A 23,687-nucleotide genomic window follows, 5' to 3' on the forward strand; every position below is an offset into this window, starting at 1 on the left:
AAACCAGTCCAACTTTCGGGGGCTAGTTCACTGCTGCTGGCGCTGGGGTTTTCTTATGCCTGAGTCCGCCCCACACCCGACTCCGCCTCCACCTCACCCATCCCCGCCATTCCCACCAGCCCCATCCCCGCCATTCTCACCGACCCATCCCCCCACCCCACTAGTCCCATCATCCTCGCTAGTCTCATAATCCCCACCATCCTCACGCTCGCCTCCCCTCAGCTTCACCCAGCTGGACCCCAGTAACCCCAAATGTCGTTAGATCGGGAATACGCCGCCTCTGAAAAATGTATCACTCCGGCGCCAACCTCCTGACCAGCGGTTTTGCATATTTGCAAACGGTTGTCGATAACGTATTGCCGTTCTAGCGACATTTCGCCCGCCAACGAGGCCTTAGGTGTCGGAAAAGTTGCAAAATCATGAGTGGCAGGGGTGCGAAACCATGGGCGGCGGGGCGCCACCAGCACCCCAAAGCGCCTTAAATGTCGGAAAAGTTGCAAAACGTCTCGTGACCAAAAACGAGGCTCGGTCACGCAGCCCCGTGACCAGCGCATTTACACTACCGAGTATCGCTACCAATAACGTTCTGCAACTTTTCCGACATTTCACCCCAGTAGAGACACTCCCTATAGGGGCACCACCCCCAGTAAAGCGCCACACCCCAGCAAAGCCGTGAAGCTCGGCGGCAACATAGCAAGCGGAGCTCAGCGGCAACATAGCAGGCGGAAGCAGAATAGTTCTAGACCAAGCGGTACAGCGTTTTCGCAAGCAGCAAATACCCTCCCAACTGGGGCTTTATGGCGTCAATAAGAAAAAAGTAGACAGAGCGGTTTACTTTTAGCGCACGTGGGTCTATCGTCGTAACACAGCAAAGCTAAACAGCAAACCAAAGCGCCAACAAACAACAAACCCCAACAGCAGAGGACCACACCAATGCCGAAGTACAACAACGAGAACGCAGAGCAGTGGGGCTTCGCCACCCGCCAGATCCACGCGGGCCAGCCCGTCGGCGACACCGGCGCGCGCAACCTGCCGATCCACTTCACCACCAGCTACGTCTTCAACGACGCAGAGCATGCCAAGCAGCGCTTCCACCTGGAAGACCTGGGCCCCATCTACTCCCGCCTGACCAACCCCACCGTCGAGGCGCTGGAGAACCGCCTGAACTCCCTGGAAGGCGGCGTGCACGCGGTCGCTTTCGCCTCCGGCATGGCTGCCGAGACCGCCGCGATCCTCAACCTGGCCGGCGCCGGCGACCACATCGTCTCCTCCCCGCGCCTCTACGGCGGCACCGAGACCCTGCTGCAGCACACCCTGCCGAAGCTGGGCATCGAGACCACCTTCGTGGAAAACCCCGACGACCCGGAGTCCTGGAAGGCCGCCGTCCGCCCGAACACCAAGGCCTTCTTCGCAGAGACCTTCGCAAACCCGCAGGCAGACGTGCTGAACATCCCGGCCGTCGCGGAGGTCGCCCACGCAAACCAGGTCCCGCTGATCGTGGACAACACCCTGGCCACCGCCGCGCTGGTCCGCCCGCTGGAGTTGGGCGCGGACGTCGTGGTTGCATCCCTGACGAAGTTCTACACGGGCAACGGCTCGGGCCTGGGCGGCATCATCGTCGACGGCGGCTCCTTCGACTGGTCCGTCGAGTGCGACGGCCAGCCGGTCTTCCCCGGCTTCGTGAACCCCGACCCGGCCTACCACGGTCTGAAGTACGTGGACCTGGCCCCGGCGGCCTTCGGCATGAAGCTCCGCGCGGGCATCATCCGCGACACGGGCGCCACCCTCTCCCCGTTCAACGCATGGGTTGTGGCCCAGGGCCTAGATACCCTGACCCTGCGCATCGCCAAGCACAACGAGAACGCGAAGGCCGTGGCGGAGTTCCTGGCCGAGCAGCCGCAGGTGGCCACCGTGAACTATGCGGGCCTGCCAACTTCCCCGTGGTTCAAGGTCAAGGAGGAGCTGGGCCTGGAGTACACCGGCTCTGTCTTGAGCTTCGACCTGAAGGTCGACGACCCCACCTCGGAGGAGGCGAAGGCAAAGGCCTGGGCCTTCATCGATGCCCTGCAACTGCACTCTGACCTAGCAAATGTTGGCGACGTGCGTTCCCTGGTGGTGCACCCAGCCACCACCACCCACTCGCAGTCCGATGCGCACGGCCTGGCCCGCGCGGGCGTGTCCCACGCTACGGTTCGCCTGTCCGTGGGCATTGAGGACATCACCGACATCATCGACGACCTGAAGCGCGGCTTCGCGGCCATTTAAGGCCGGTTGGTTTCTAGGCTTTAGGCTGATTCCCATGAACCCCGAGTTCCTCCCCGCCTCTGGCGCATCGCGCACGGTCTCTATCGGCGACGTGGTCACGGAGGCGGGTGTAACTATTTTTGACGCCGAACTCCGCTACTTCGCGTTCTACGACTCTCCGGATGGCGCCGCGGACTATGCCGAGTTCTCCGCTGGCCCCGAGCCGGGACTGTCCCCGGAGGAGCGGCCGATTGTGCTGATCGAGCATGCCCTTACTGGCGATGGCAATGCCGCCGACTGGTGGGCGGACATGGTGGGTCCGAACAAGCCGATCGACACCACCCGCTACCTGGTGCTTTGTGCCAATGTGCTGGGCGGCTGCCAGGGGTCCACCGGCCCGAGTTCGCCGCACCCCGACGGCCAGGCGTGGGGTTCGCGATTCCCCGCTTTGTCGATCCGTGACATGGTTACGGCGGAACGGCTGTTGTTGGAGCGTGTGGGCGTCACAAAGATCCATGCCCTTGTGGGTGCCTCGATGGGCGGGGCGCGGGTGCTGGAGTGGTCGCTCATGTACCCGGAGATGGTCAACGCGGCGTTACCGATCGCGGTGAGCGCGCGTGCGTCTGCGTGGCAGATTGGCCTGCAGTCCAGCCAGATTCGCTTCATTGAGGCGGATCCGGCCTGGCAGGGCGGCGATTACTACGACTCGGGCGAGGTTCCTTCGCATGGGCTGGGGCAGGCGCGCCGCATCGCGCACCTGACGTATCGAGGTGAGCTGGAAGTCGATGAGCGTTTCGGGGTGGATCCGCAGAACGGTGAAAACCCCTACGGGCCGTACCGCGACCCTCACCAGCGTTTCGCGGTGGAGAGTTACCTGGATCGCCAGGCCGAGAAGCTGGTCGCGCGCTTCGATGCGGGCAGCTATGTAGTGCTGACCGACGCACTAAATAGGCACGACGTCGGCCGTGGCCGGGGTGGCATGAACGCCGCCTTGGGCTCGTGTGAGGTACCGACGATGGTGGTGGGTGTGGATACCGACATTCTGTACCCGCTGCACCAGCAGGAGCACCTGTCGCGCAACCTGGGGGATTTCATCGGCATGTCGAAGATCACCTCGCCGACAGGCCACGATGGGTTCCTGATCGAATCGCGTCAGATGGGGCAGGTGTTGGCGAAGTTCCTGGCGAAGGCGGAGATTATCGCCGAAGGGACCGAGGGCGCTGCGCGGGCTTAGCTGGTCAGTGGGTCGACGCTCACGGCGATCCACAGAATGATTATGCCGATGGCGGCGGTGAAGGCGGTATCGAATTTGCGCGAACGCACCGCCAGCACGCCCAGCACGCGGGAATCCAGGAGTAGGCGTAGCACGGCCAGGTAGATCATCGCGCTGCCCAGCATGACGCTAGCTCGACGCCACCTGTCCACCAACAACAGCGCCAGCACAGCCAGCAGCATTAGCCCGAACAGCCCCAGCAGTGCGTGTTGGACGGAGCGGGAGAACCGGGAGGGCGGGTTGTTTCGGTCGTGGGGGTTGTCGAGGAGTCGCTGGCGGGCGTCGCCGATGCGGGCGGGGCGGGAGCGATTAGCCACGCAGCAGCTTCTCCGCGCGCTCGACGACGTTGCGCACCAGGAAGGCGCGGGTCAGCGGGCCCACTCCCCCGGGGTTCGGGGACACGGCGCCGGCGACATCCCACACGTCCGGGTGCACGTCGCCCTTCAGCTTGCCGTCCTCGCCGCGGGAGACTCCCACGTCCAGGATCGCCGCGCCCGGCTTGACCATGTCCGCGGTGATCATGTGCGGCACGCCCGCGGCGGCGACGATCACGTCCGCGGCCTTCGTCTCCGCTGCCAGATCCTTGGTGCCGGTGTGGCACAGGGTGACGGTTGCATTCTCGCTGCGACGGGTGAGCATCAGGCCAATCGGGCGACCGACTGTCACGCCGCGGCCGATAACGACGACCTTCGCGCCGTTTAGCTCTACGCCGAAGCGACGGAGCAGGTGGATCGCACCGTTGGGGGTGCAAGGCAGCGGGGCGGGCTCGTTGAGCACCAGCTTGCCCAGGTTTACCGGGTGCAGGCCATCGGCATCCTTGTCCGGGTCGATGCGCTCCAACACGGCGTTTTCATCCAGGTGCTTCGGCAGCGGCAGCTGCACAATGTAGCCGGTGCAGGCATCGTCGGCGTTCAGCTCGTCGATGACTGCGTTGAGCTCTTCCTGGGAAACGTCCGCCGGGAGGTCCTTGCGGATGGAGTTCACGCCGATCTGCTCGCAGTCCTTGTGCTTCATGCGCACATAGGAGTGGCTGGCCGGGTCGTCGCCCACCAGCACGGTGGCCAGGCCGGGAGTCACGCCCTTTTCCTTCAGCGCGGCGACGCGCTGTTCCAGGTCGGCGAAGATCTCGTCGCGGTAGAGTTTTCCATCCAATTTAGTAGCTGCCATGAGCCCCATTATTCCACGCGGGCTCGCTGGGATCGAGGTGGCGTCATGGCTAAAAGAGCAACTAGTACAAGAACTAGTAGGGCCTGCCGGGCCAGTGCGGCGCATATGCGACAGTCTGACGAACAGGGTTCATGGCGGCCACAACCACGCCGATGACGACGATGGCGATTCCGGCCAGCGCGGCCAGGGTGGGGATAGTGAGAGTGTGCTGCAGGGTCGTTTCAGTATCCAGCCAGTTATCGAGGATTTCGAGGTAGCGCTGCCCTTCTTCTGTAGTCACTACATCCCGGCCGTCAGGTCCCCCGGTGGGCCAAGCTTTATCCCCGTACTCCTTGATTTCTTCGCGAAAATCCCAGCCCGGAACCACAGCGAACGCAGCCGCGCTGCCCCACCACACGAGCATGCCGCCCCAGAAAATAGCGAGGGAATCCTTGCACCACTTCGGGATTGCGAGTGCCACGAAGTTGAGGAGGCACTGGATGCCGAAGAAGAGCGGGCCGATCGCGGCGGCGACGAGGAGTATTCCCACCCAGTCCTTGCCATAGAACACGAAGCGCAGGACGCAGTACACGATCGGCATGAGGAAGGCAGCGAGCCAGCCGATGAGCAGGGGCATGAAGCGAGAGTCCTGGCCGGTTTGAGGCGGCGGGGCATACCCGTAGGCGGGCATGGGGGCAGGTGAGCCGTAGTGAGGGTACGTCATGCCACCGATCCTGTCAGAAGACGGGCGCTTTGGCTGGGCAAAAAGATGAACATGGTTATGGGAGGGGCTGGGGCGTAGGAATGTTCCCCGCTAAACCCCACCGGCGAAGCCCAACTGACGCCACGCCTCGTAGGCCGCCACCGCCGCCGCGTTCGATAGGTTCATGGACCGCCGCCCCGGCAGCATCGGGATGCGCACCTTCGCCGTCACCCGCGGGTCGGCCAGCACCTCGTCGGCCAGGCCAGTCGGCTCCGGGCCGAAGAGCAGCACGTCACCCGGCCGGTAGTCCACCTCCGTAAACCACGTACCCGTCTGCGCGGTGAAGGCGAATACCCGGCCCGAGCCGCGTGCCGGATCAGTCACGTGAGCCAGCGCCTCATCGATCCCCTCGTGGACGTGCACGTCTGCCAGTTCGTGGTAATCCAGCCCCGCCCGGCGCACGTGCTTGTCGTCGAACTTGAAGGCGAGCGGCCCAGCCAGGTGCAGCGAAGCCCCCGTGCCCGCGCACATGCGGATGGCGTTGCCCGTGTTCGGGGGGATCTCCGGGCGGTCGAACACTACGTGCAGTGGTGGGTTCACACCCGCAAACTGGTTTTCAGACGTCATTCCCTCAATCTAACCGGTACAAATGTAGCCATGAGCAACTCCCCCTCCCGCAGCTTCGACATCACCCTGATGGGTGCCACCGGTTTCGTCGGCGCGCTGACCGCCGGCTACCTGGCGGCCAACGCCCCCGCCGACGTGCGCATCGCCCTGGCTGGCCGGAACCAGACCAAGCTAGAAGCCCTGCGCGAGCAGCTGGCTGCAAAGCACCCGCGGGCCAAGGAATTCCCGCTGGTCATCGCCGATTCCAGCGATAATCGCTCCCTGGAGAAGCTAGTCCGCAACACCCGCGTGGTCATCTCCACCGTCGGCCCCTACTACCGCCACGGCTTCCCGTTGGTCCGCGAATGCGCAACCCACGGAACGCACTACGTCGACCTCGCCGGAGAGGTGCTCTTCATGCGCGAATCTGCCGATTCCTACCACGATCGCGCTACTGCCAGCGGGGCGCGCATCGTCCACGCCTGCGGCTTCGATTCCGTTCCAAGTGACCTGGGAATGCTGCTGCTGGGGCAGAGGGCGTCCGAAAACAAAGACACTCTCAAGTCCGCCACCATGATCGTGAAGATGAAGGGTGGGCTCTCTGGCGGCACGGTCGACTCGATGCGCGAACAGTTCGCCGCTGCCAAAGGCAGCCCGGAGAAAAAGCGGATGCTGGCCGACCCGTACACCCTCTCCCCCGACCGCGCCAACGAGCCGGACCTGGGCAAGCAGCCGGACTTCGGGGTGGTGCGGGAAAGCGACATCGGGGGTGCTAGTGCTAGCGACGGAGAGGACGTCTGGGCCGGGCCGTTCATCATGGCGGGATCCAACACGCGCGTGGTTCGCCGCTCGAACGCGCTGCTCGGCTACGAATACGGCGATAAGCTGCGCTACAGCGAATACCAGTACACCGGCAAGAGGCTGAAGGGTCGCGTGCGCGCCTTCACCATGGGCGCGGTACTGGGCACTGCGGTGGCGGCGCTGAACCAGGACAAGCTGCGCACGTTCCTCTCCCGTTGGGTGCCGGAGCCCGGCGAGGGGCCGTCCGAGGCCGAACGCGATGCCGGTTTCTTCCACACCACGCATTTCGGCGTAGGCACAGGCGGCAGCACCTACCAGCAGACCATCAGCCTGGACGCCGACCCGGGGTATAAGGGCACGTCCATGATGCTTAGCGAGGCTGCGCTCACCCTTGTTCTTTGTGACGCCGAACTGCCGACAGGCTCCTCCTACCAAGGAAAAACCGGCGGCGGAGTACTCACTCCTGCCACCGGCTTGGGTATGCCCTACGTGCGCCGCCTCAGCGACGCGGGCATGAAGTTCAGCGACTAGCTGAACATGCCTAGCTGAACAGGTTCTGCTCGTCCTCGGGCACACCGTTCACCTGGTTTAGGTTCAGGGTGTTGAGCTGGGTGACGTGCTCCGGGGTCAGCTCGTCCAGGGAGGAAACCTGCAGCAGACGCATGGTGCGGCGCACCTCGCTGGCCAGGATCTCGATGGCGCGGTTCACGCCGGCCTCGCCGCCAGCCATCAGGCCGTAGAGGTACGCGCGGCCGATCAAGGTGAACTTCGCGCCCTTGGCGATCGCAGCGACGATGTCCGCGCCATTCATAATGCCTGTATCCATAGCCACGTCCACGTCGTTACCGACCTCGCGAGCGACCTCCGGCAGCAGCTGGAAAGGCACAGGCGCGCGATCCAACTGACGGCCGCCGTGGTTAGACAGAATGATGCCATCGACGCCCAGGTCGGCCAGCTTCTTAGAATCCGGCAGATTCTGCACGCCCTTGACAACCAGCTTTCCGGGCCACATCTCGCGAATAGTCTTCAGATCCTCAAACTTGATGGAGGGGTCCATAGCGGAGTCCAACAGTTCGCCAACCGTTCCGCCGGTGCTGGTCAGGGAGGCGAACTCCAGCGGCGGGGTGGTCAGGAAGTCCCACCACCACCAGGGGCGCGGGATGGCGTTGAGCACGGTACCCAGGGAAATCTCCGGTGGGATGGAAAAGCCGTTGCGGGCATCGCGCAGGCGGTTACCGGCGACGGGGGTATCCACGGTGAACAGCAGGGTATCGAAGCCGGCCTTGGCCGCGCGTTCCACCAGGCCGTAGGAGATCTCGCGCTCCTTCATCACGTACAGCTGGAACCAGTTGCGACCGTTCGGGTTGGCCTTCTGCACGTCCTCAATGCTGGTGGTGCCCAGGGTGGACAGGCAGAACGGGATGCCCGCGGATCCCGCGGCGCTCGCGCCCGCGAGTTCGCCTTCGGTCTGCATCAGGCGGGTAAAGCCAGTCGGAGCGATGCCGAACGGAAGGGAGGACTTGCCGCCGAAAATCTCCGCGGTGGTGTCCACATTGGATACGTCGTTCAGGATGGACGGGTGGAATTCCACGTCGCGGAAGGCCTGGCGGGCGCGGTTCATCGAGATTTCTTCGTCTGCGGCGCCATCGGTGTAGTCGAATGCAGCGGCCGGGGTGCGGCGCTTAGCGATGGCGCGCAGATCCCAGATGGTCTGTGCATCGTTGAGGCGGCGAGCCTTGAAATCCAGGGTGGGGTTCTTAAACTTCAGCAGGTCGAAAATCTCAACGGGGTTCGGGATCTGGCGTTTCTGGTGTGCCATGGGATAATCGCTCTCCTCACAGAGTGTCTTCGCAGCTCTTTCGCGCGAAATAGCGTGGTTTTTGTAGGTCGCCGTTTGGAGGCCAACAATTCCACGATAGAACGCTTCCCCGAGCTTCGCTGTCTGGGTGTGCTGCAGCACTTCCCCTTGGTGCAGCGACTTCAATTCCCCCCTAGCTCAGCTCCGCGAAGAATTCCAGGATCCGCTCGCCGATCAGCTGCCGGGACTTCGGCTTCACAAACTGGTGGCCCTCCCCCGGCACCTCCAGGAACTGCGGGGTGCGGCCCAGCTCCACCAGTGCGTCGTATAGCTGTTGGGATTCCTGCAGCGGCACGTTCGAGTCGTTGGCGCCGTGAATAAACAGCACCGGGGTGGTGATCTGTTCCGCCTTGTGCAGAGGAGAAATTTCCCACAGGAGTTCGGCATCGTGCATCGGGTACCCGTACTTCGGGGAGGCCGCACTCGCCAGCCACGGCTCGGTCGATTCGTAGTAGGTCTCAAAGCTCGTCATGCCGCAGGCATCCACCACACCTAGGAACATGTCCGGGTAGCGTGCGGCCGCCAGCACGGCCAGGAACCCGCCGTAACTGCGGCCTCCCAGGAATACCCGTCCGGCGGTGCACAAGTCGGCGTCACAAAGAAAAGAAACAGTATCCGCAACGTCGTCGATCGCGGCGAAGCGACCGTAACGGTCATCGGCGTGGATGAAGGCGCGGCCGTTGCCCTTGCTGCCGCGAATATTGGGGGTAAACACGGTGTAACCAGCGGCGACGATGTCTGCGAGCACGTCGTGGTGGACAGGCCGGGACTGCCCCTCGGGGCCACCGTGCAGGTGGACGTACACCGGACGGCCTGGCGCGGGATCCTCCGGCAGATACAGCCAGCCGGAAAGCTCCAGGCCGTCGCGGGCGGTGTAGTAGACCAGCTCCGGGACGTCACCCTGCCGGGCGCGCTCGTCCAGGCGGTCGGTGCGGTCCGGGTCCAGTGGTTCTACACGTCCGGCCTCCAGCCGCAGCACCTCCACCGTCGGCGGCAGGTTCGGCCCCTCGACGGTAAGCGCCAGCAGCTGGCCGTCGTCCGTGATGGATAGGCCGGCGGCCACCATGCCCGGCAGTTCGACAGTGCGGCGGACCTGCACGCGCTGTTCATCGCCAAGGCTCAGCAGCTCCAGATTGGAAATGCCCGCCTGGTTCCACAGCACCGCGGCGGTCGACAGGTCCTCGCTGATTGCGAACTCATCAACGTCCGCCTCGGGGTTACTGATCAGCTCCTCACGCTCCACACACACCGGGCGCTCGCCTTCGATGTCCACCACCAGCCGCATGAGTCGGCGACGATCCGCACCGTGGTCGGTGACCACGAGGATCACTAGTCGGCTTTCCGTGATCGGCAGGATCCGCCCGTCCTCCGTGGTGGCTCCCGGCTCCGGCGGCAGCAGCGGCATCCAGCGGCCTTGAGGATTGACCAGCAACAGTTCGCGGTTGCCACGCGGGCCAACGCGCATGAGGCTATACCCGGCCTCCGAGGCGACGAGCAGCGCGTCGAGGCGCCTGTCCATCACCTGGTAGCGCGACGTATTCGGGTCGACCAGACGCGCCTCCGTCATGCCGTCGGCCGCCACGGCATCCATCGCCAGCTTGTCGCGGTCCCATTCGACCAGGTGCGTGCGGGCGTCGAAGGTGTTTCTTAGCGGTGACGCCCCTTCGACCTCAGGATCCGTAGATACCGTGAAGGTCTCTAGCTTTTCGGAGCCCTTAGGGGACACTTCGCAGGCGATCCACTGTGCGTCCGGGGAGTGCAGCACGCGCGTGACGGGACCTTCGATGGGCAGCTGCACGGGGCGTTCCTTACCCACGCCATCCTCGGTGAGTGCTGCCTGGACGGCGTAGGGATACCCGCCATCGCGGACGATGTAGGCGATGGCAGTGCCGTTGGGGGCTAGCGAGGGGGCGGTCGTATGGCGCATGAATCCAGTATTCTAGCGAAGCCCGAACGGCTGACCTAACAGTTTCTCCTTTAGATACAGACTGGTGCGGGTAGAGCGGAGAAACTCTATGCTGTGAAGACATGAGCATTTACGTGAACGCCTACTCCACCGTCCGTGCGGACGTGCCCTTCCGCGGACCGGGCGAGCCCGCCATCGCTTCCCGCGAGTTGTGCTTCGACTCGCCGGACCGGCCGTTCCTCAAGACCACGGCCAATGGCGCTAGCGAGGATGAGGAGCAGCAGACCCGTGAACTGCTGGAGCACCTGGCAGGCTTCGAGGGTTACGTCGCCACGCAGGGTGAGGAGCGCTTCGGCAGCTTTAATTCCTACATCCACTCGGTGATGCAGCACATCCACAGCGTGCGGCGCCACTATGTGTTCGAGCGCGACGACGACTTTGACTTCTCCCACCTGGGCGAATTCGCCGACTGGGCGCGTGAGGCCAACGCGGTTTTCTTCCTGACCGACGGCACTGTGCGCAATGCAGGCGGCGCGGATCTACTGGACCCCGCACAGATCGGCAGTTCCCAGGCCAGTGGAGCGCAGGCGAACTCTGTACCGCAGCACCCGGGCTCCGTAGAGCGGATGCGCCGCGTGCGCGGGGACCTATGGCGGAAGGGTTTCCGGGTGGCGACGACGCTGCCGCCAGTGCGCAGCGAAGCTGAGGTGCTGCTGCGCCCCGCCGAGGAGGTCTTCAACCGGGCCGTGACTTTGTCCGTGGTGGCGACCGTTGCCGTAGCAGTGTTGAACGGCGAGCCCGTGGACTTCGACGCGTTGCGCTCTGGATCGCGGCGGGCTTTCGACCACCTCACCCCGATTGAGCGGTCCTTCCTCGATACCGCGGAGGCTGCGCAGGCTGTACAGGGGACGCAGGAAGCACAGGGAACACAGGCCTATAACCAGGAGCTGCAGGACGATGCGTACCAGCTGGCCTGGGCCTACACCGCTGCTGAGTTCCTCGCCTGGGCTGTCGGCCTGATCGACATTGACGTCTTCGGGTTCGCCCCCGTAGATCTTCCCGCCCTGCGGACTGCACTGCGCGCCGTGGATCGCGAAGGGCGCGATGCCTCCGCACTGCCGCTGCGCAGCCTTCCGGAAATCTGCGATGCTTCGGAGCACATCTACTCTTTGCGCTGGGTTTCCGTGGAGCTGCAGTCCGATAGTCCCTCCCAGACCGGCCCTGGCACCCTCCAGCCCCAGGATCACTCCACCCTTGTCGAACGCCACCGCGCTGTCGCCTGGCTGACCGATCCGGTTATCGCGTACGACGACGTAGATCTCTCCACTTAAAGGTCGCACTAAGCTGCCCCCATTGCGTGTACGCGACCGCAGCGGTTGGCGTCACCGGTGATGTGCTTCAAAGAACGCGGCGACTTCGCCCGACGCGGTCACCGCATTGGAGCGGCGCTCGCGCGAACGATCCACCGCTCCCGCACCGGCCTCGCCCGTGTGCTCGCCCATCCACGTGTGGCCGGCGTCGCCGATGGCCAAATGCATGACCTCCATGTGTTGGCCGCAGTTAGGCCACTGGACGCGCTGCACGGCATCCGTCACGCGGGTGGCAATCGGCGCGCCCACGCAATGTGCGCGGCTCGCATATAGCTGCGAGAACTCGAAGGCCCCCAGGTACTCGTCCTCGTATCGTCCGCCGCCTCCGTAGTGGATCGTCTGATCCTTTCGGCCGTGAATGTCCAGGTACGGGGTGGTTTCACCGCGCTTGAAGCGGACGTTCTCTGGCTTCTTCGGGTCCGCGCCCTTCTCCGCACAGGCGCGCCATGTGCCCGAGTAGTAGGCCGCGGATACGGCCGCGAAGGCCGCGAATTCGTCCGGCATCTCGCAGGCCAGCTTGCCTACGAAGCCCCCGCCGTTGGACATGCCCGTCGCGTAGATCCGGTTCGCATCCACCTGGTAGGTGGAGGACACTGCGTCCAGCATGTCGCGGACGAAGCGCACGTCCTCGCCAGCCTTCACCTGCGCATACGGGGCGCCCTCCCATGCGTTGCCGATGCCCTGTGGGTACACCACGATCGCATTTTTGCCCGCCAGGCCGGTGTAGTGCGCCATCTGGGTGGCCTGCTCGCGGTAGCCGTGGAACGCGAAGATCAACGGGAGGGGTTTCTGGTCCTTCGCGCCCTCCTGTTGCTTCTTGTCGTAGCGCTGCGCGCCACGCGGGACGTTAATGATGTACCGGCGGTCGCGCTTGCCGGATTTGAGCTCGAGCGTTTTGTCCTGTCCCGCCTTCGGCACTTCGCGGATCGGGTGGAAGTGCTGCGGGATGCGCGCCACCGCGGGGGAAACCTGCACGTTGGGGCCTGCAGGCGGAATGGCCACCGCTTCCGTCGGGGCGAAATCCGCCGGTTCCTTCACTGTGTTGTGCGCCTGCGGATCGTCGTGGGGGGCGTGGGCGATTTTCTGAATGGCCACGCCCATTCCGGCTGCGCAGAGCAGCAGAAACACCGCGAGTACGGTTGCTGCGATGCGCCTGCGGCGGAATTGCTGTTCCGTGGGGCGGCTGCCAGTGGGGCGCTCCGGGGCACGGCGGTTGTTGCGGCGATCCGCGCGGTGCCGGCCACCCTTCGCGCGGTTTTCGGGATTTTGTTGATGACGCCGCCGGCTCCCCCGCCAGGATTCCTCCCCGAAGCGCGCAGCTTCCTGATCGCTGACCTGTGGAGGCGCCGCTAGGTGGAGGCGCTCCTTCCGAGCCAGGTTTCCCCGCGCGCGACGTTGCGCGCGGGGGTCATCCGGGTCGAAAGGCTCACGAGTCACGGGGACGATTGTTCTTGGCTGCTACGCCTGTGTCAATTACCGGCCCAGTGTTCAGCATCATCCCAGCGAGAAGCGCCGACTTAGCGGAAATCTCGCGAGCCCGCGTGTGCTCCCGCGATCTCGCCGGCCGGCCGCAGCTGAGTCTCCACCTGTTCCAGCAGATCCGCCGTCACGGTGGCCGCCCCCTCCGCGTTGTGGACAATCCCTCGCACGACCAGGATCTTTGCATTTAGCGCAACCGCTCGTTGCCGCGCCCACAGCCCCTGCGAGACCACAATATTCGCCAGCCCGGTCTCGTCCTCCAGACCGAAAAATACCACCCCACCTGCGGTTGCGGGGCGCTGCCGGTGAGTCACCACGCCCGCGACGCGCACCCGCGTGCCATCGGGGACGCGCAGCAGGCTATCGGCCGTCACCACCGCCGCACCACCGCGCGGGGCGACATCACCGGGGTGTGTACCGCGCGGTGCAGGGCGTAGATGCCACTCGTTCAGGTACTCGCGCAGCAGACGCACCGGATGCTCGGCCGTCGTCACGCTCGTTGTCGCTAGTTCGGACGCCACCATCTCAAACGCACTCATCCCAGGCAACGCCGGCGCATGCACGCCGGACGTCCCCGGCAGCATTCCCGGCCGCTCGGTCGCCGCCACCCCGGCGGCCCACACGGCTTGGCGGCGGGTTAGCCCGAGACTCCCCAAAGCCCCCGCCCGCGCCAGCTTCTCCACATGAGCCACGGTCAGCCCAGCTTCGCGGGATAGGTCTTCCACGCTGGTGAAGCGGCCGATCCGCTCGCGCGCCTCCACGATGCGCTCTGCCACCTCTGCGGAGATCCCCTTCACCCCGCCCGCCCCGCTGAGCCCCAGCCGGATCTGCCCCACCGGCTCGCCGGTCCCCCGGCCTAGCCCGTGAACTCCCGTGGGCCGGTTGGTACGTGGGGGCGTCATTAAGGAAACAACCGCATCCACCTGCACGTCCGAAGCGTTCACGTCCACGGGAAGAACCTCCACGCCGTGTCGGCGCGCGTCGGCCAGCAGGGACTGCGGCGAGTAGAACCCCATCGGCTGGGCGCGCAGCAGGGCCACGCAGAACTCCGCCGGATAGTGGTACTTGAACCACGCGGAGTAGTAGACCAGGGAGGCGAAAGATTGCGAGTGTGATTCCGGGAAGCCGTAGCTGGCGAAGGCTACGATCTTGTCCCACAACCGGTCAGCCACTACCCCGCGGATCCCGTTCTTCGCCTCTAATCCCTGGTAGAAGCGCTTTTTCAGCCGCTCCATCTTCTGCGGCGAGCGCTTGGATCCCATCGCCCGGCGCAGGGTATCGGCCTCGGCGCCGCTAAAGCCCGCGGCATCCACGGCCATCTGCATCAGCTGCTCCTGGAATAGCGGGATGCCCAGGGTCTTCGTCAGCGCGGGCTCCAGGCACGGGTGGTCGAAAGTCACGGGCTCCAGGCCATTGCGGCGGCGAATATAGGGGTGCACGGAGCCGCCCTGGATGGGGCCGGGGCGGATCAGCGCGACCTCCACCACGAGGTCGTAGAAGGTGCGCGGCTTCAGGCGCGGCAGGGTGGACATCTGCGCGCGGGATTCCACCTGGAACACTCCCACCGCGTCCGCGCGGGAGAGCATCGCGTAGACCTCCGGCTCCGTGGGGTCCAGCCGCCACAGCTCCACCTCCCGGCCCCGGTGGGCGCGCACCTGGTCCACCGCGTGGTGCAGCGCCTCCAGCATGCCCAGTCCCAGCAGGTCGAACTTCACCAGCCCCACGGCCGCGCAGTCGTCCTTGTCCCACTGCACCACCGAGCGGCCTTCCATCCGCGCCCATTCCGTCGGCACAACTTGCGCGATCGGACGGTCGCAGATCACCATGCCGCCGGAGTGAATACCCAGGTGGCGGGGGTGGTCCAGCATCTGCTCGGCTAAGTGCTGCACTGCGTCGGGGGTCTGTTCCGGGTGGCGGGTCCAGGCATCGATCTGGCCCGGCGCGTAGCCGAGGGCACGTCCGGCATCGCGGGTGGCGCCTCGGCGGCGGTAGGTGATCACGTTCGCCACCTGCGCGGCGTTCTCGCGGCCATAGCGGGAGTACACGTACTGGATCGCCTCCTCGCGCCGCCCGGATTCGATGTCGAGGTCGATGTCGGGTGGCCCGTCGCGTTCCGGGGAGAGGAAACGCTCGAAGAGCAGGCCGGAGGCCACCGCGTCCACCGTCGTGATCCCCAACGCAAAGCACACCGCGGAGTTCGCGGCGGATCCTCGCCCCTGGCAGAAGATATTGTTCTCGTGGCAGAAGGAGACGATGTCATGGACGATCAGGAAGTAGCCTGGAAACCCCAGCTGCTCGATGGTTTCCAGCTCGCGGTCGATGGTGGCCCAGGCCTGGTTGGCGGCGGCGGAGGAACCCCGCTGGCCGTAGCGCTGCGCCCCGCCGCGTTCGGTGATGGCGCGCAGCCAGGTCATTTCCGTGTACCCCTCCGGTACGGGGAAGTGGGGCAGGTTCGGCGCTACAAGGTCCAGCGTGAAGGCACATTCTTCGGCAACCTGCACGGTGGTCTCCACGGCGCGCGCCAGCCACTCGCAATCGCCCGCAAGCTGCAGCATCTCCTCTCCCGAGCGCAGCCACGAGCCGCCGACCGGGTGGGTGGTCGGCTCCGCGGCGGCCATATCTTTCCGCTCGTGCAGTGCGGCCTTCGCCCCAGCCAGCCGGGAGTGTTTCGGGGTGGCGCACGTCGGGGCACTGCTGACGATCTCGCGTAGGCCGTGGCGCACCGCCAGGGCGTGGAGGCGTTCGTTGCGGTCGGCGTCGGCGGGGTTCATCGTGTGTTGCAGCTCCACTACGACGTTGTCCGCGCCGAAGATGTCCACTAGTCGCGCGTCCGCCCAGCGCCAATCCAGCAGCACTAGCCAGTGGCCGCCCGCCGCCTCCGACAGCCGGGGCAGGCTGGGGTACCGGACGGAATCTTTGTCCGGGTCGGCCATGCGGGCGTCAGCAATAACCCGGCTGAGCCGCGTGTAGCCTTCGCGCCCCTTGCACAGCACCGTGAGTGGCACGTCGAGGCTCAGCTCCGCGCCGAATACCGTAGCGAGGTCCGCTTCACTCTCCGCCACCGCCGTAGCGAAGCGCGCCGCCCCGTAGAAGCCGTCGCGGTCCACGCACGCAAGCGCGCTTAGCCCCAGTTCACAAGCCGTTGCAACCATCTGCTCGGGCTGGCTCGCGCCACGTAGGAAGTTGTAGGCGCTGCAGGCGTGGAGCTCTGCGAAGGGGGTGGTTATTCCTTTTTGTGACGCCCCCTCGGCCCCAGTGCCATCCGCCTCCGCAAAGTCGAGAGACGTGGTGCGCTGCTGACCTTCCCCTACTCCGACCGCGCGGAGGTTCCGCAGCCCCGGCCCTCTGCCGGATAGAACGCTTTCGAGCTGCGCCCAGCTAAGCGGCCGCCCCTGGGAAAAGCTCCTGGATTGCGGCTTGCGTAGCGTGCGGCGAGATGCCGGGTTTGGCTCGCCGGCGGGGTCGCGGGGTTCAACAGACACAGAGCGATTATAGAACACCTATTCTATTATTCGCCAGAGTGGGCAAACTCCCCTCAAGGGCGGCCAAAACTGAGACTAGACTAAGTTGTTCATTCTGGTTTAGAGTGCTACTTTAATCGCACAGTTCAGCCCGGACATTCGACAGAGCACCGGGCCCCATGACTATCCAGGAGGATCCCATGTCCCTTCGCCGTAAAGTAGCAGCCGGTGTAGCTGCAGCAGTTATGGCCTTCAGCTTGACCGCCTGCGGCGGTGACGACGACACGATCAAGGTCGGCACCACCGACCAGGGCCAGAAGCAGTGGCAGGTGTTTGAGGAAAAGGCCAAGGAAGAAGGCCTGAACGTTGAGCTGGTTCCGTTCGGCGACTACAGCCTGCCGAACCGCGCGCTGGCCGACGGCGAGATCGACGTCAACAACTTCCAGCACCTGATGTTCCTGGCTGACTACAACGTAAACAACGACTCCAACCTGGTGCCGATCGGCGCCACCGAGATCATCCCGCTGGGCGTGTACTACCAGGACCACAGCGAGGTCAAGGACATCGAGGAAGCCGGCGAGGTTGCCATCCCGAACGACCCGACCAACCAGGGCCGCGCCCTGCACGTGCTGGCATCCGCTGGCCTGGTGAAGCTGAAGGATGACAAGATCCTCTCCCCGACCCCGGCCGACATCGACGAGGGTAAGTCCAAGGTCAAGGTCACCCCGGTGGACGCCGCCCAGACTGTGACCGCCTACAAGGACGGCACCCCGGCCGTCATCAACAACTCCTTCCTGGAGCGCGGCAACATCGACCCGAAGTCCGCCATCGTCGAGGATGACCCGAAGGCAGAGTCCGCCAAGCCGTTCATCAACGCCTTCGTCACCACCGAGGAGAACAAGGACGACGAGGATCTGAAGAAGCTCGTTGAGGTCTGGCACTCCAAGGACGTTCAGGATGCACTGAACGAGCAGTCCAAGGGCACCTCCGTCCAGGTCCAGATGGGCCCGGAGGAGCTGGCTAAGGTTCTGAAGGACACTGAGGGCCAGATCAAGAAGTAGGCCCAATCGGCACTACTAACCCCAACTCTTAAAAGAGGTTCCCTATGGCTACAGACGCACAACCTGGCGTCGACCAGCCCAGCACCGGCAACACCGGCGCTGCCGGCAGTACCGGCAGTACCGGCACGGAGATCGTCTTCCGTGACGTGACGAAGGTCTTCAAGCAGGGCAAGAAGGAAATTCACGCCCTGCAGGACATCAACACGCAGATCGCGGCGGGCTCCATCGTCGGCATCATCGGCTACTCCGGCGCCGGCAAGTCCACCCTTGTCCGGCAGATCAACGGCCTGGACCGCCCCACCAGCGGGCAGATCCTGCTGGACGGCCAGGACATCGTTCCCTTGCCGGAATCGCAGATGCGCAAGCTGCGCAGCGATATCGGCATGATCTTCCAGCAGTTCAACCTGTTTTCCTCCCGCAACGTGGCAGGTAACGTCGCCTACCCACTGCGCCTGCAGGGCATGCCCAAGCAGCAGCGGGAAGAGCGCGTCAAGGAACTGCTGGAGTTCGTCGGCCTGTCCGATAAGGGCAAGGCCTATCCGGAGCAGCTGTCCGGTGGCCAGAAGCAGCGCGTCGGCATCGCCCGCGCGCTGGCCACCAACCCCAGCCTGCTGCTGGCCGACGAGGCCACGAGCGCGCTGGACCCCTCCACCACCCGCGACGTGCTGGAGCTGCTGCGTAAGGTGAACCGCGAGCTCGGCATCACCATCGTGGTGATCACCCACGAGATGGAGGTTGTGCGTTCCATCGCCGACTCCGTGATCGTGATGGAAAACGGCCGCATCGTGGAGCAGGGCAGCGTCTACGAGGTATTTTCCAACCCGCAGACGAAGACTGCCGCCAACTTCGTGGCCACCTCGCTGCGCAACACCCCCGACATGGTCGAGGCGGAGGCGCTGCAGTCCGAAAACGGTCGTCTCTTCACTGTGACCATGGCCGAGGGGATCGGGTTTTTCGATGCCATCTCGAAGCTGTCCGCTGCAGGGGTGACGGTAAACATCGTCCACGGTGGCGTCACCACCCTCCAGAACCACAGTTTCGGCCGCCTTACCCTGCGCCTGACGGCCCACAATGCCGACGGCGAGAAGGCAATCGAGGAATTCCACAGCCACATGCAGGATTCCACCGAGATTGAGGAGATCCGATGAACACGATGACCCTCGCGCAAATGGATTGGGACCGCTACGGCAACACGTTCCAGAAGGCGATTTTCGAGACGCTGTACATGGTCTCGATCACGCTGCTGATCTCCTCGGTACTGGGCCTGATCATCGGCCTGCTGCTGTACACCACCCGCAAGGGCGGCATTCTGCAGAACCGGGTGGTCTACTGGATCACGAACTTCCTGGTGAACTTCATCCGCCCGATCCCGTTCATCATCTTGCTGACGGCGATCGGCCCGCTGACGGACCTGGTGGTGCAGAGCCGTATCGGTACGGAAGCGGCCATCGTCGGCATGGTCGTCGCCGCCACCTTCGGCGCTGCGCGTATTTTCGAGCAGAACCTGGTGGCGATCGACCCGGGCGTGATCGAGGCCGCCAAGGCGATGGGTGCCTCGCCGCTGAAGATCATCTTCACGGTGATCATCCCCGAGGCGCTGGGCCCGCTGATCCTGGGCTTCACCTTCATGTTCATCGCCATCGTGGATATGTCCGCCATGGCTGGTTACATCGGTGCAGGTGGTCTGGGTGACTTCGCGATTGTCTACGGTTACCGCTCGTTTAATGACGCCGTTACGTGGACGACCGTCGCAGTGATCATCGTGATCGTGCAGATCGCGCAGCTGGGCGGAAACTGGCTGTCGAAGAAGATCATGCGCCGCTAGTCAGCACGCGCTGCTAGAGAGCACGAAACCCCGGGTGCTAGTTCACAGAATGAACTGCCCCCGGGGTTTTGTTGTGCGTTTAGAATTCCGCGACCCACGTCACGGTCTGTTTGGGCCCCTTGCCACAGGAGGGAACGGAGGTTCCGCCTGGGTGCGAGCTCAGGCGGACCGTGATTTCTTGTTCTGCGCCGGCTGCTGAGTTCGCATCTGTGCCTGCTTCTGGGTTCGCTTCCGTGCCCGCTTCTGGGCGAATGGTTACGACGCGCACCTCGGTGGCGGAGTCTGCGTCTCCGGCCGCTTCCGGCTTGGTCACGCGCATGCTGGCGAGCTTGACGTGGCGGCCTTCGCTGGCCAGCTTCTCCGCCACGGCCAGTTCCGCGGCCTGGCCGACCGGGTCCCAGACTCCGCGGCCGCGGCAGCCCTCCAGCCACAGCTCGCCTTGCTTGGCGCGCTCCAGCATGCTGCTGGCGCCGGCGGTGCCGAGCTGTCCATAGGAGTAGTTGTGGGGCAGCAGGATCATGGAGGGGGCGAAGCGGTGACCCTTGGTGTGGGAGGATTCCCAGACCATCTGGCCGTACTTGGCAGTGAGCTCGTCGGCTACCGGGCGGCCGAAGACCGCGCAGCACTTGTCGCGCTTGCCGTGGGTGCACACCAGAAGCAGTGGGCCGTCGATGCGCTGGCCACCGGCGGCGCCGGGGGCGCTGAGGTCGAGATCCAGCAGCGCCTCGGGGCCGGAAACCTGCAGGCTTTCGAGGATGGGCGTGGGGTCGTCGCCGTAGCCTTCGGCCCAGCTGATGTATAGCTGCCGGGTGGAGCTGGCTGCGCGCTGCTGACCTTCGCGGCCGGGGCGGCGGATGAACTGCAGTTGAGCGCCGTTGTCCTTGAGGAACTTCTCGACCTTCTCGGTGAGCTCCTCCCCTAGCGCGGTGCCGTCGAGGATGTCGTGGCCCCAGTTGGTGACGAACTCGAGGGCGAGGATGATCTTGCCCGGCTTGGCGGTGCCGGGGAGAGCCTCATCGGTCCGCTGGGAGCACATGTCCGCGTAGATTCCGCCGGAGGTCTGAGTGGCGGGCTTCCCAGTTTCGGGCTGTCCGGCCTGCGCGTTTCTAGTTGTAGGCATGCCTACAACAGTACCAAGTTGGAAGCTACAGGCGGGCTAGTAAGTCGCTTCGATCCGCCACTGCTTCCCTTTACATACCAGCAGAAATGCATAGTCTTTCGGAGCATCCTTGCGGTGTCCGCTGTGGGACTCACTATGGGTTTCTTCGCGGGTTTCCTCGCGGGCTGCGACCTGCAGCCGGGCGTAGCGCTTCCCCTCGGCCCACCAGTGCTCGTCGACCGGCCAGGGGCCGGCCCATCCGGTGATGCGGAGCCGCCGGGCGCCCCATTGCAGGGTTTCCGGCGGGGAGCTCATCAGCCCGCGGCCGGTGACGTACACGGCATCACCCTGGCGGTCCAGCAGCGCCAGCCGCGCTGCTGGATGCGCGGCGCTGGGATTGCGTTCGCTGGGGCCACGGCCGCCGGAGTTGCGACCGCTGGCACCGGGGGCGCCATTATCACTGTTTGGCGAACCGATCAGCCCTGGCAGAGGGGGCAACAGCTGCCCTTCCCATTGGCGGGTCGGCAGGGCGGTCACCTCCTCCGGGTCGTCCTCGCCGTAGGGCACGGTGGCGATACGCCGGGCTACGGCACGGCCTCCGCGGTGGATGGGACGGAGCACGCGGTTCATGCCGATCAGTGCTTGCGCCCGCCCGGCGGCGGCGCGGGCGGCGCGGATGCCTTCATCTGGCCCGCCCCACAGTGGCGCAGCCAGGCTACCCGCCGGGACGGTCTCCACAGGTACGAGTTCGATGCACGTCACCCCGACGGTGTTGTCCGCCCAGTCGGCCTCGTCGACCTCTCCGGTAGCTCCGCCAGCCGTCCCCACCCCGGCGCGCAGCCGGGTGAGCCAGCCGTCGAGCTGCCAGCGCACCCGCTGGGCGGTGTCCTGTTCCGAGAGCGGTTCGCGGCAGCGCCACAGCCTCTCGATGACGGTCGGCCCGGTGTATCCCACCGGGGGTTCCAGGTAGGCCCGCACGGCCAGACGCAGGCAGGCCTCGCCGACGGCGAAGAGCTTGTTGTGCAGCGCAGTGGCCACGTGCCGGGCAATGAATGCGGCGGTTTCTGTACGCGCGATGGGCTCGTCAGCCTCGTAGCGCAGCTCGAGGTCTTCCCGGTGCCGCCGGGGTGCAACATCCCGGTCGACGTGCCCGCTGGCGATGCGGTGCCACTCCACGGCCTCCTGTCCGAAGCGCGCGGCCACGTCCGCGCGTGGCAATCCGGCAAAGTCGCGCATCGTACGCAGCCCCAGCTGCTGCAAGGTGGCGCTGAGGTGTGCGGGGGCGCGCAGCTCCGGTTCGATGCTCAGCACGCTGATCGGCAGCTCCGCGATGAACTCCGCACTGCCGCCCACGGGGATACTCTTGCCCAGCCGGGCCGCCCATACCGCCGAGACCAAGTCATCGGCCACGCCGGCCAGACAGTCGGCGTGTATCCGCGCGGCGGCATCCAGCAGCTTCTCCACCGCACTGGCCTCGTCGCCGTAGTACCTGGCTAGTGCATCTACGGGGAAGGCAAGTAGTCCGGGCCGTAGGGTCTCCACGACCGCGCTGACGTCCTGCAGCGCGGCCAGCACGTCCTCGTGCACGGAGGCCTGCCGGGTGGGATCGTCCGCCGCGACGTTCAGCTGCGGGTACGCCGCCAGCGTGTGCCGCTGCTTCATTCCGATCCGGATTCCCTGGGCGCGCGCGGCCGCATTGCAGGCCAGCACCCGATAATCGGCGATCACTGCGGCGGGCGCCAGCACGTCCCACCCGCGCGACTGCGCCTGGACGTACACCGGCCAATCCGGGAACCACAGCACTGCCACCCGCCTGTTGTGGGTTGCAGGCGCCACCCGCACCGCGCTATCCGGAGTACGCATGTGCCGTATCCTCTGTGCCCACTGTGCCCGCTGTGCCCGCTGTGCTCTCTATGCCCTCTGCACCAATCGTCGCCCGCACCGCACTCGGCGGCTGAGCCTTACCCCACACGCGCCCCGCGACCTCCACGGCACGGATGCGCCCACTCCCGCGACGCAGCCCCAGCACACCGCATACCTGCAGTTCCACGTGCATCCTGGCCTGCGGCCACGCCTTCCCACACACCAGCAAGGCACATTCGCTCTTCCGCAGCCGCGCCTCCACGGGTCGCGCGAAGGTCGGCGCTACGGTCGAGCTCACGGCCCCGCCACCGCCCTGCTTGCCGAGCTGCCCACCCGCCGCAAACAGCACCACATCCATCCCTTCCACCAGCGTGCCCAGCACTGCCGCCGTGTGCGGGGTGGAATCCGGCACCAGCACCAGTCGCTCCACGTCGCCGCCAGCGGCCGCCACCGCCGCGATCGCCAGCCGCGGATAATCGACCACCGCCACGCACATCCCCTGCGCCGTCAGGTGCGCCAGCACATCCACCAGCACCGCCGGGCAATCCGAAATCTGCGTCGCCTGTCCACGCGCCACCCCGCCACCCGGCAGGTGCTCGGCCAGCCACGCCGGAACCGGTGCGACACGCACGCTGTCTCTTCTTTGTGATTCTTTTCTTTGTGACGCCCCCTTCCCCACCGGCGCCGATCCCAGCACCGCCGCACTCGAGGCGCTGGCCATCGGAGCTCCCCCGGATTCGATCTGCTGCATCTTACGCCGCAGGCTGGCAATCGTCGCCTGCGCCGCAGATTCCCCTGCAGACTGCGCCATGGTTGCCACCTCCCTTCCCTCTTGTCCGACACCGCATGTTCTATCAGCGCCCTCGTACAGGGCTACCCCGCACGCAACACATATTAGAACACCTGTTCTAACTCGCTGGGGTCGAATATATCCCTCCCCGCGCAGCAGCGTCAAACGCGGCAACAAAGACGCAGGTTGAAGGGGGCGGAAA

Annotated in this window: 18 protein-coding genes; 7 read left to right on the top strand and 11 right to left on the bottom strand. The window is 65.2% G+C overall.

Annotation, left to right across the window (positions count from 1 at the left end):
* Window positions 1-933: 933 nt before the first annotated feature.
* Window positions 934-2,265 carry an O-acetylhomoserine/O-acetylserine sulfhydrylase gene (locus HMPREF3166_RS08205; protein ID WP_070488655.1) on the top strand — a complete coding sequence of 444 codons (1,332 nt, stop codon included), beginning with the start codon at window positions 934-936 and terminating at the stop codon, window positions 2,263-2,265.
* A gap of 34 nt (window positions 2,266-2,299) precedes the next feature.
* Window positions 2,300-3,478: a homoserine O-acetyltransferase MetX gene (locus HMPREF3166_RS08210; RefSeq protein WP_070488657.1), complete on the top strand. Its 1,179-nt coding sequence runs from the start codon at window positions 2,300-2,302 to the stop codon at window positions 3,476-3,478.
* On the opposite strand, the gene HMPREF3166_RS08215 is transcribed toward HMPREF3166_RS08210, so the two are convergent.
* The 4 genes from HMPREF3166_RS08215 to HMPREF3166_RS08230 form a co-directional block, all read right to left on the bottom strand.
* Window positions 3,475-3,834, bottom strand: coding sequence for a DUF3017 domain-containing protein (locus HMPREF3166_RS08215; RefSeq protein ID WP_070488659.1), 360 nt, complete (start codon window positions 3,832-3,834; stop codon window positions 3,475-3,477). The two genes, HMPREF3166_RS08210 and HMPREF3166_RS08215, sit on opposite strands and share 4 nt — an antisense overlap.
* Window positions 3,827-4,684 carry a bifunctional methylenetetrahydrofolate dehydrogenase/methenyltetrahydrofolate cyclohydrolase gene (locus HMPREF3166_RS08220; protein ID WP_083293854.1) on the bottom strand — a complete coding sequence of 286 codons (858 nt, stop codon included), beginning with the start codon at window positions 4,682-4,684 and terminating at the stop codon, window positions 3,827-3,829. The genes HMPREF3166_RS08215 and HMPREF3166_RS08220 overlap by 8 nt, the downstream gene beginning before the upstream one ends.
* Window positions 4,685-4,757: 73 nt before the next feature.
* Entirely contained in the window at window positions 4,758-5,387 is a 630-nt protein-coding gene (locus HMPREF3166_RS08225; protein WP_070488663.1) for a hypothetical protein, read from the bottom strand.
* A gap of 90 nt (window positions 5,388-5,477) precedes the next feature.
* Window positions 5,478-5,993: a tRNA (cytidine(34)-2'-O)-methyltransferase gene (locus tag HMPREF3166_RS08230; protein ID WP_035003096.1), complete on the bottom strand. Its 516-nt coding sequence runs from the start codon at window positions 5,991-5,993 to the stop codon at window positions 5,478-5,480.
* Between the two features lie 30 nt (window positions 5,994-6,023).
* Here HMPREF3166_RS08230 and HMPREF3166_RS08235 point away from each other — a divergent pair, with 30 nt between their 5' ends.
* Window positions 6,024-7,304, top strand: coding sequence for a saccharopine dehydrogenase family protein (locus HMPREF3166_RS08235; protein ID WP_070488665.1), 1,281 nt, complete (start codon window positions 6,024-6,026; stop codon window positions 7,302-7,304).
* Window positions 7,305-7,314: 10 nt separating this feature from the next.
* Here the strand turns inward: HMPREF3166_RS08235 and HMPREF3166_RS08240 are convergent, their stop codons facing one another.
* Entirely contained in the window at window positions 7,315-8,592 is a 1,278-nt protein-coding gene (locus HMPREF3166_RS08240; protein ID WP_035003094.1) for an alpha-hydroxy acid oxidase, read from the bottom strand.
* Between the two features lie 172 nt (window positions 8,593-8,764).
* Window positions 8,765-10,558 carry an alpha/beta hydrolase family protein gene (locus HMPREF3166_RS08245; protein ID WP_070488667.1) on the bottom strand — a complete coding sequence of 598 codons (1,794 nt, stop codon included), beginning with the start codon at window positions 10,556-10,558 and terminating at the stop codon, window positions 8,765-8,767.
* A gap of 101 nt (window positions 10,559-10,659) precedes the next feature.
* Between HMPREF3166_RS08245 and HMPREF3166_RS08250 the strand changes: the two genes are divergently transcribed.
* A complete protein-coding gene (locus HMPREF3166_RS08250) occupies window positions 10,660-11,868 on the top strand; it encodes a DUF4272 domain-containing protein (protein WP_070488669.1) in 1,209 nt (402 codons plus the stop codon).
* Window positions 11,869-11,919: 51 nt separating this feature from the next.
* On the opposite strand, the gene HMPREF3166_RS08255 is transcribed toward HMPREF3166_RS08250, so the two are convergent.
* Window positions 11,920-13,344, bottom strand: coding sequence for a CE1 family esterase (locus HMPREF3166_RS08255; protein WP_237744666.1), 1,425 nt, complete (start codon window positions 13,342-13,344; stop codon window positions 11,920-11,922).
* Between the two features lie 80 nt (window positions 13,345-13,424).
* Window positions 13,425-16,886 carry an error-prone DNA polymerase gene (locus HMPREF3166_RS08260; RefSeq protein ID WP_070488671.1) on the bottom strand — a complete coding sequence of 1,154 codons (3,462 nt, stop codon included), beginning with the start codon at window positions 16,884-16,886 and terminating at the stop codon, window positions 13,425-13,427.
* Window positions 16,887-17,047: 161 nt separating this feature from the next.
* Here HMPREF3166_RS08260 and HMPREF3166_RS08265 point away from each other — a divergent pair, with 161 nt between their 5' ends.
* The 3 genes from HMPREF3166_RS08265 to HMPREF3166_RS08275 are packed head-to-tail and all read left to right on the top strand — an operon-like array spanning window position 17,048 to window position 19,733.
* Window positions 17,048-17,908 carry a MetQ/NlpA family ABC transporter substrate-binding protein gene (locus tag HMPREF3166_RS08265; RefSeq protein ID WP_049049777.1) on the top strand — a complete coding sequence of 287 codons (861 nt, stop codon included), beginning with the start codon at window positions 17,048-17,050 and terminating at the stop codon, window positions 17,906-17,908.
* 44 nt (window positions 17,909-17,952) lie between these two features.
* Window positions 17,953-19,056, top strand: coding sequence for a methionine ABC transporter ATP-binding protein (locus tag HMPREF3166_RS08270; RefSeq protein WP_210383936.1), 1,104 nt, complete (start codon window positions 17,953-17,955; stop codon window positions 19,054-19,056).
* Window positions 19,053-19,733: a methionine ABC transporter permease gene (locus HMPREF3166_RS08275; protein ID WP_034984925.1), complete on the top strand. Its 681-nt coding sequence runs from the start codon at window positions 19,053-19,055 to the stop codon at window positions 19,731-19,733. The genes HMPREF3166_RS08270 and HMPREF3166_RS08275 overlap by 4 nt, the downstream gene beginning before the upstream one ends.
* 79 nt (window positions 19,734-19,812) lie before the next feature.
* Here HMPREF3166_RS08275 and HMPREF3166_RS08280 read toward each other — a convergent pair whose 3' ends face one another.
* Genes HMPREF3166_RS08280 through HMPREF3166_RS08290 form a run of 3 tightly spaced genes read right to left on the bottom strand, consistent with a single transcriptional unit; the run spans window position 19,813 to window position 23,506 of the window.
* Complete coding sequence (locus tag HMPREF3166_RS08280; RefSeq protein ID WP_070488673.1) at window positions 19,813-20,853, bottom strand: sucrase ferredoxin; 1,041 nt, start codon at window positions 20,851-20,853, stop codon at window positions 19,813-19,815.
* A 36-nt stretch (window positions 20,854-20,889) separates the two neighbouring features.
* Entirely contained in the window at window positions 20,890-22,695 is a 1,806-nt protein-coding gene (locus HMPREF3166_RS08285) for a Y-family DNA polymerase (RefSeq protein ID WP_070488675.1), read from the bottom strand.
* Complete coding sequence (locus tag HMPREF3166_RS08290) at window positions 22,679-23,506, bottom strand: hypothetical protein (RefSeq protein WP_070488677.1); 828 nt, start codon at window positions 23,504-23,506, stop codon at window positions 22,679-22,681. The genes HMPREF3166_RS08285 and HMPREF3166_RS08290 overlap by 17 nt, the downstream gene beginning before the upstream one ends.
* Window positions 23,507-23,687: the final 181 nt, after the last annotated feature.

Source organism: Corynebacterium sp. HMSC08A12 (assembly GCF_001807485.1).
GTDB classification, from domain to species: Bacteria; Actinomycetota; Actinomycetes; order Mycobacteriales; family Mycobacteriaceae; genus Corynebacterium; species Corynebacterium evansiae.

Excerpts from the sequence above, each read along its gene's own strand:
- HMPREF3166_RS08240 (WP_035003094.1), bottom strand. The coding sequence starts at position 8,592 with ATGGCACACCAGAAACGCCAGATCCCGAACCCCGTTGAGATTTTCGAC.
- HMPREF3166_RS08210 (WP_070488657.1), top strand. The coding sequence starts at position 2,300 with ATGAACCCCGAGTTCCTCCCCGCCTCTGGCGCATCGCGCACGGTCTCT.
- HMPREF3166_RS08245 (WP_070488667.1), bottom strand. The coding sequence starts at position 10,558 with ATGCGCCATACGACCGCCCCCTCGCTAGCCCCCAACGGCACTGCCATC.
- HMPREF3166_RS08230 (WP_035003096.1), bottom strand. The coding sequence starts at position 5,993 with ATGACGTCTGAAAACCAGTTTGCGGGTGTGAACCCACCACTGCACGTA.
- HMPREF3166_RS08270 (WP_210383936.1), top strand. The coding sequence starts at position 17,953 with ATGGCTACAGACGCACAACCTGGCGTCGACCAGCCCAGCACCGGCAAC.
- HMPREF3166_RS08205 (WP_070488655.1), top strand. The coding sequence starts at position 934 with ATGCCGAAGTACAACAACGAGAACGCAGAGCAGTGGGGCTTCGCCACC.
- HMPREF3166_RS08265 (WP_049049777.1), top strand. The coding sequence starts at position 17,048 with ATGTCCCTTCGCCGTAAAGTAGCAGCCGGTGTAGCTGCAGCAGTTATG.
- HMPREF3166_RS08290 (WP_070488677.1), bottom strand. The coding sequence starts at position 23,506 with ATGGCGCAGTCTGCAGGGGAATCTGCGGCGCAGGCGACGATTGCCAGC.
- HMPREF3166_RS08280 (WP_070488673.1), bottom strand. The coding sequence starts at position 20,853 with ATGCCTACAACTAGAAACGCGCAGGCCGGACAGCCCGAAACTGGGAAG.
- HMPREF3166_RS08275 (WP_034984925.1), top strand. The coding sequence starts at position 19,053 with ATGAACACGATGACCCTCGCGCAAATGGATTGGGACCGCTACGGCAAC.
- HMPREF3166_RS08225 (WP_070488663.1), bottom strand. The coding sequence starts at position 5,387 with ATGACGTACCCTCACTACGGCTCACCTGCCCCCATGCCCGCCTACGGG.
- HMPREF3166_RS08250 (WP_070488669.1), top strand. The coding sequence starts at position 10,660 with ATGAGCATTTACGTGAACGCCTACTCCACCGTCCGTGCGGACGTGCCC.
- HMPREF3166_RS08220 (WP_083293854.1), bottom strand. The coding sequence starts at position 4,684 with ATGGCAGCTACTAAATTGGATGGAAAACTCTACCGCGACGAGATCTTC.
- HMPREF3166_RS08285 (WP_070488675.1), bottom strand. The coding sequence starts at position 22,695 with ATGCGTACTCCGGATAGCGCGGTGCGGGTGGCGCCTGCAACCCACAAC.
- HMPREF3166_RS08235 (WP_070488665.1), top strand. The coding sequence starts at position 6,024 with ATGAGCAACTCCCCCTCCCGCAGCTTCGACATCACCCTGATGGGTGCC.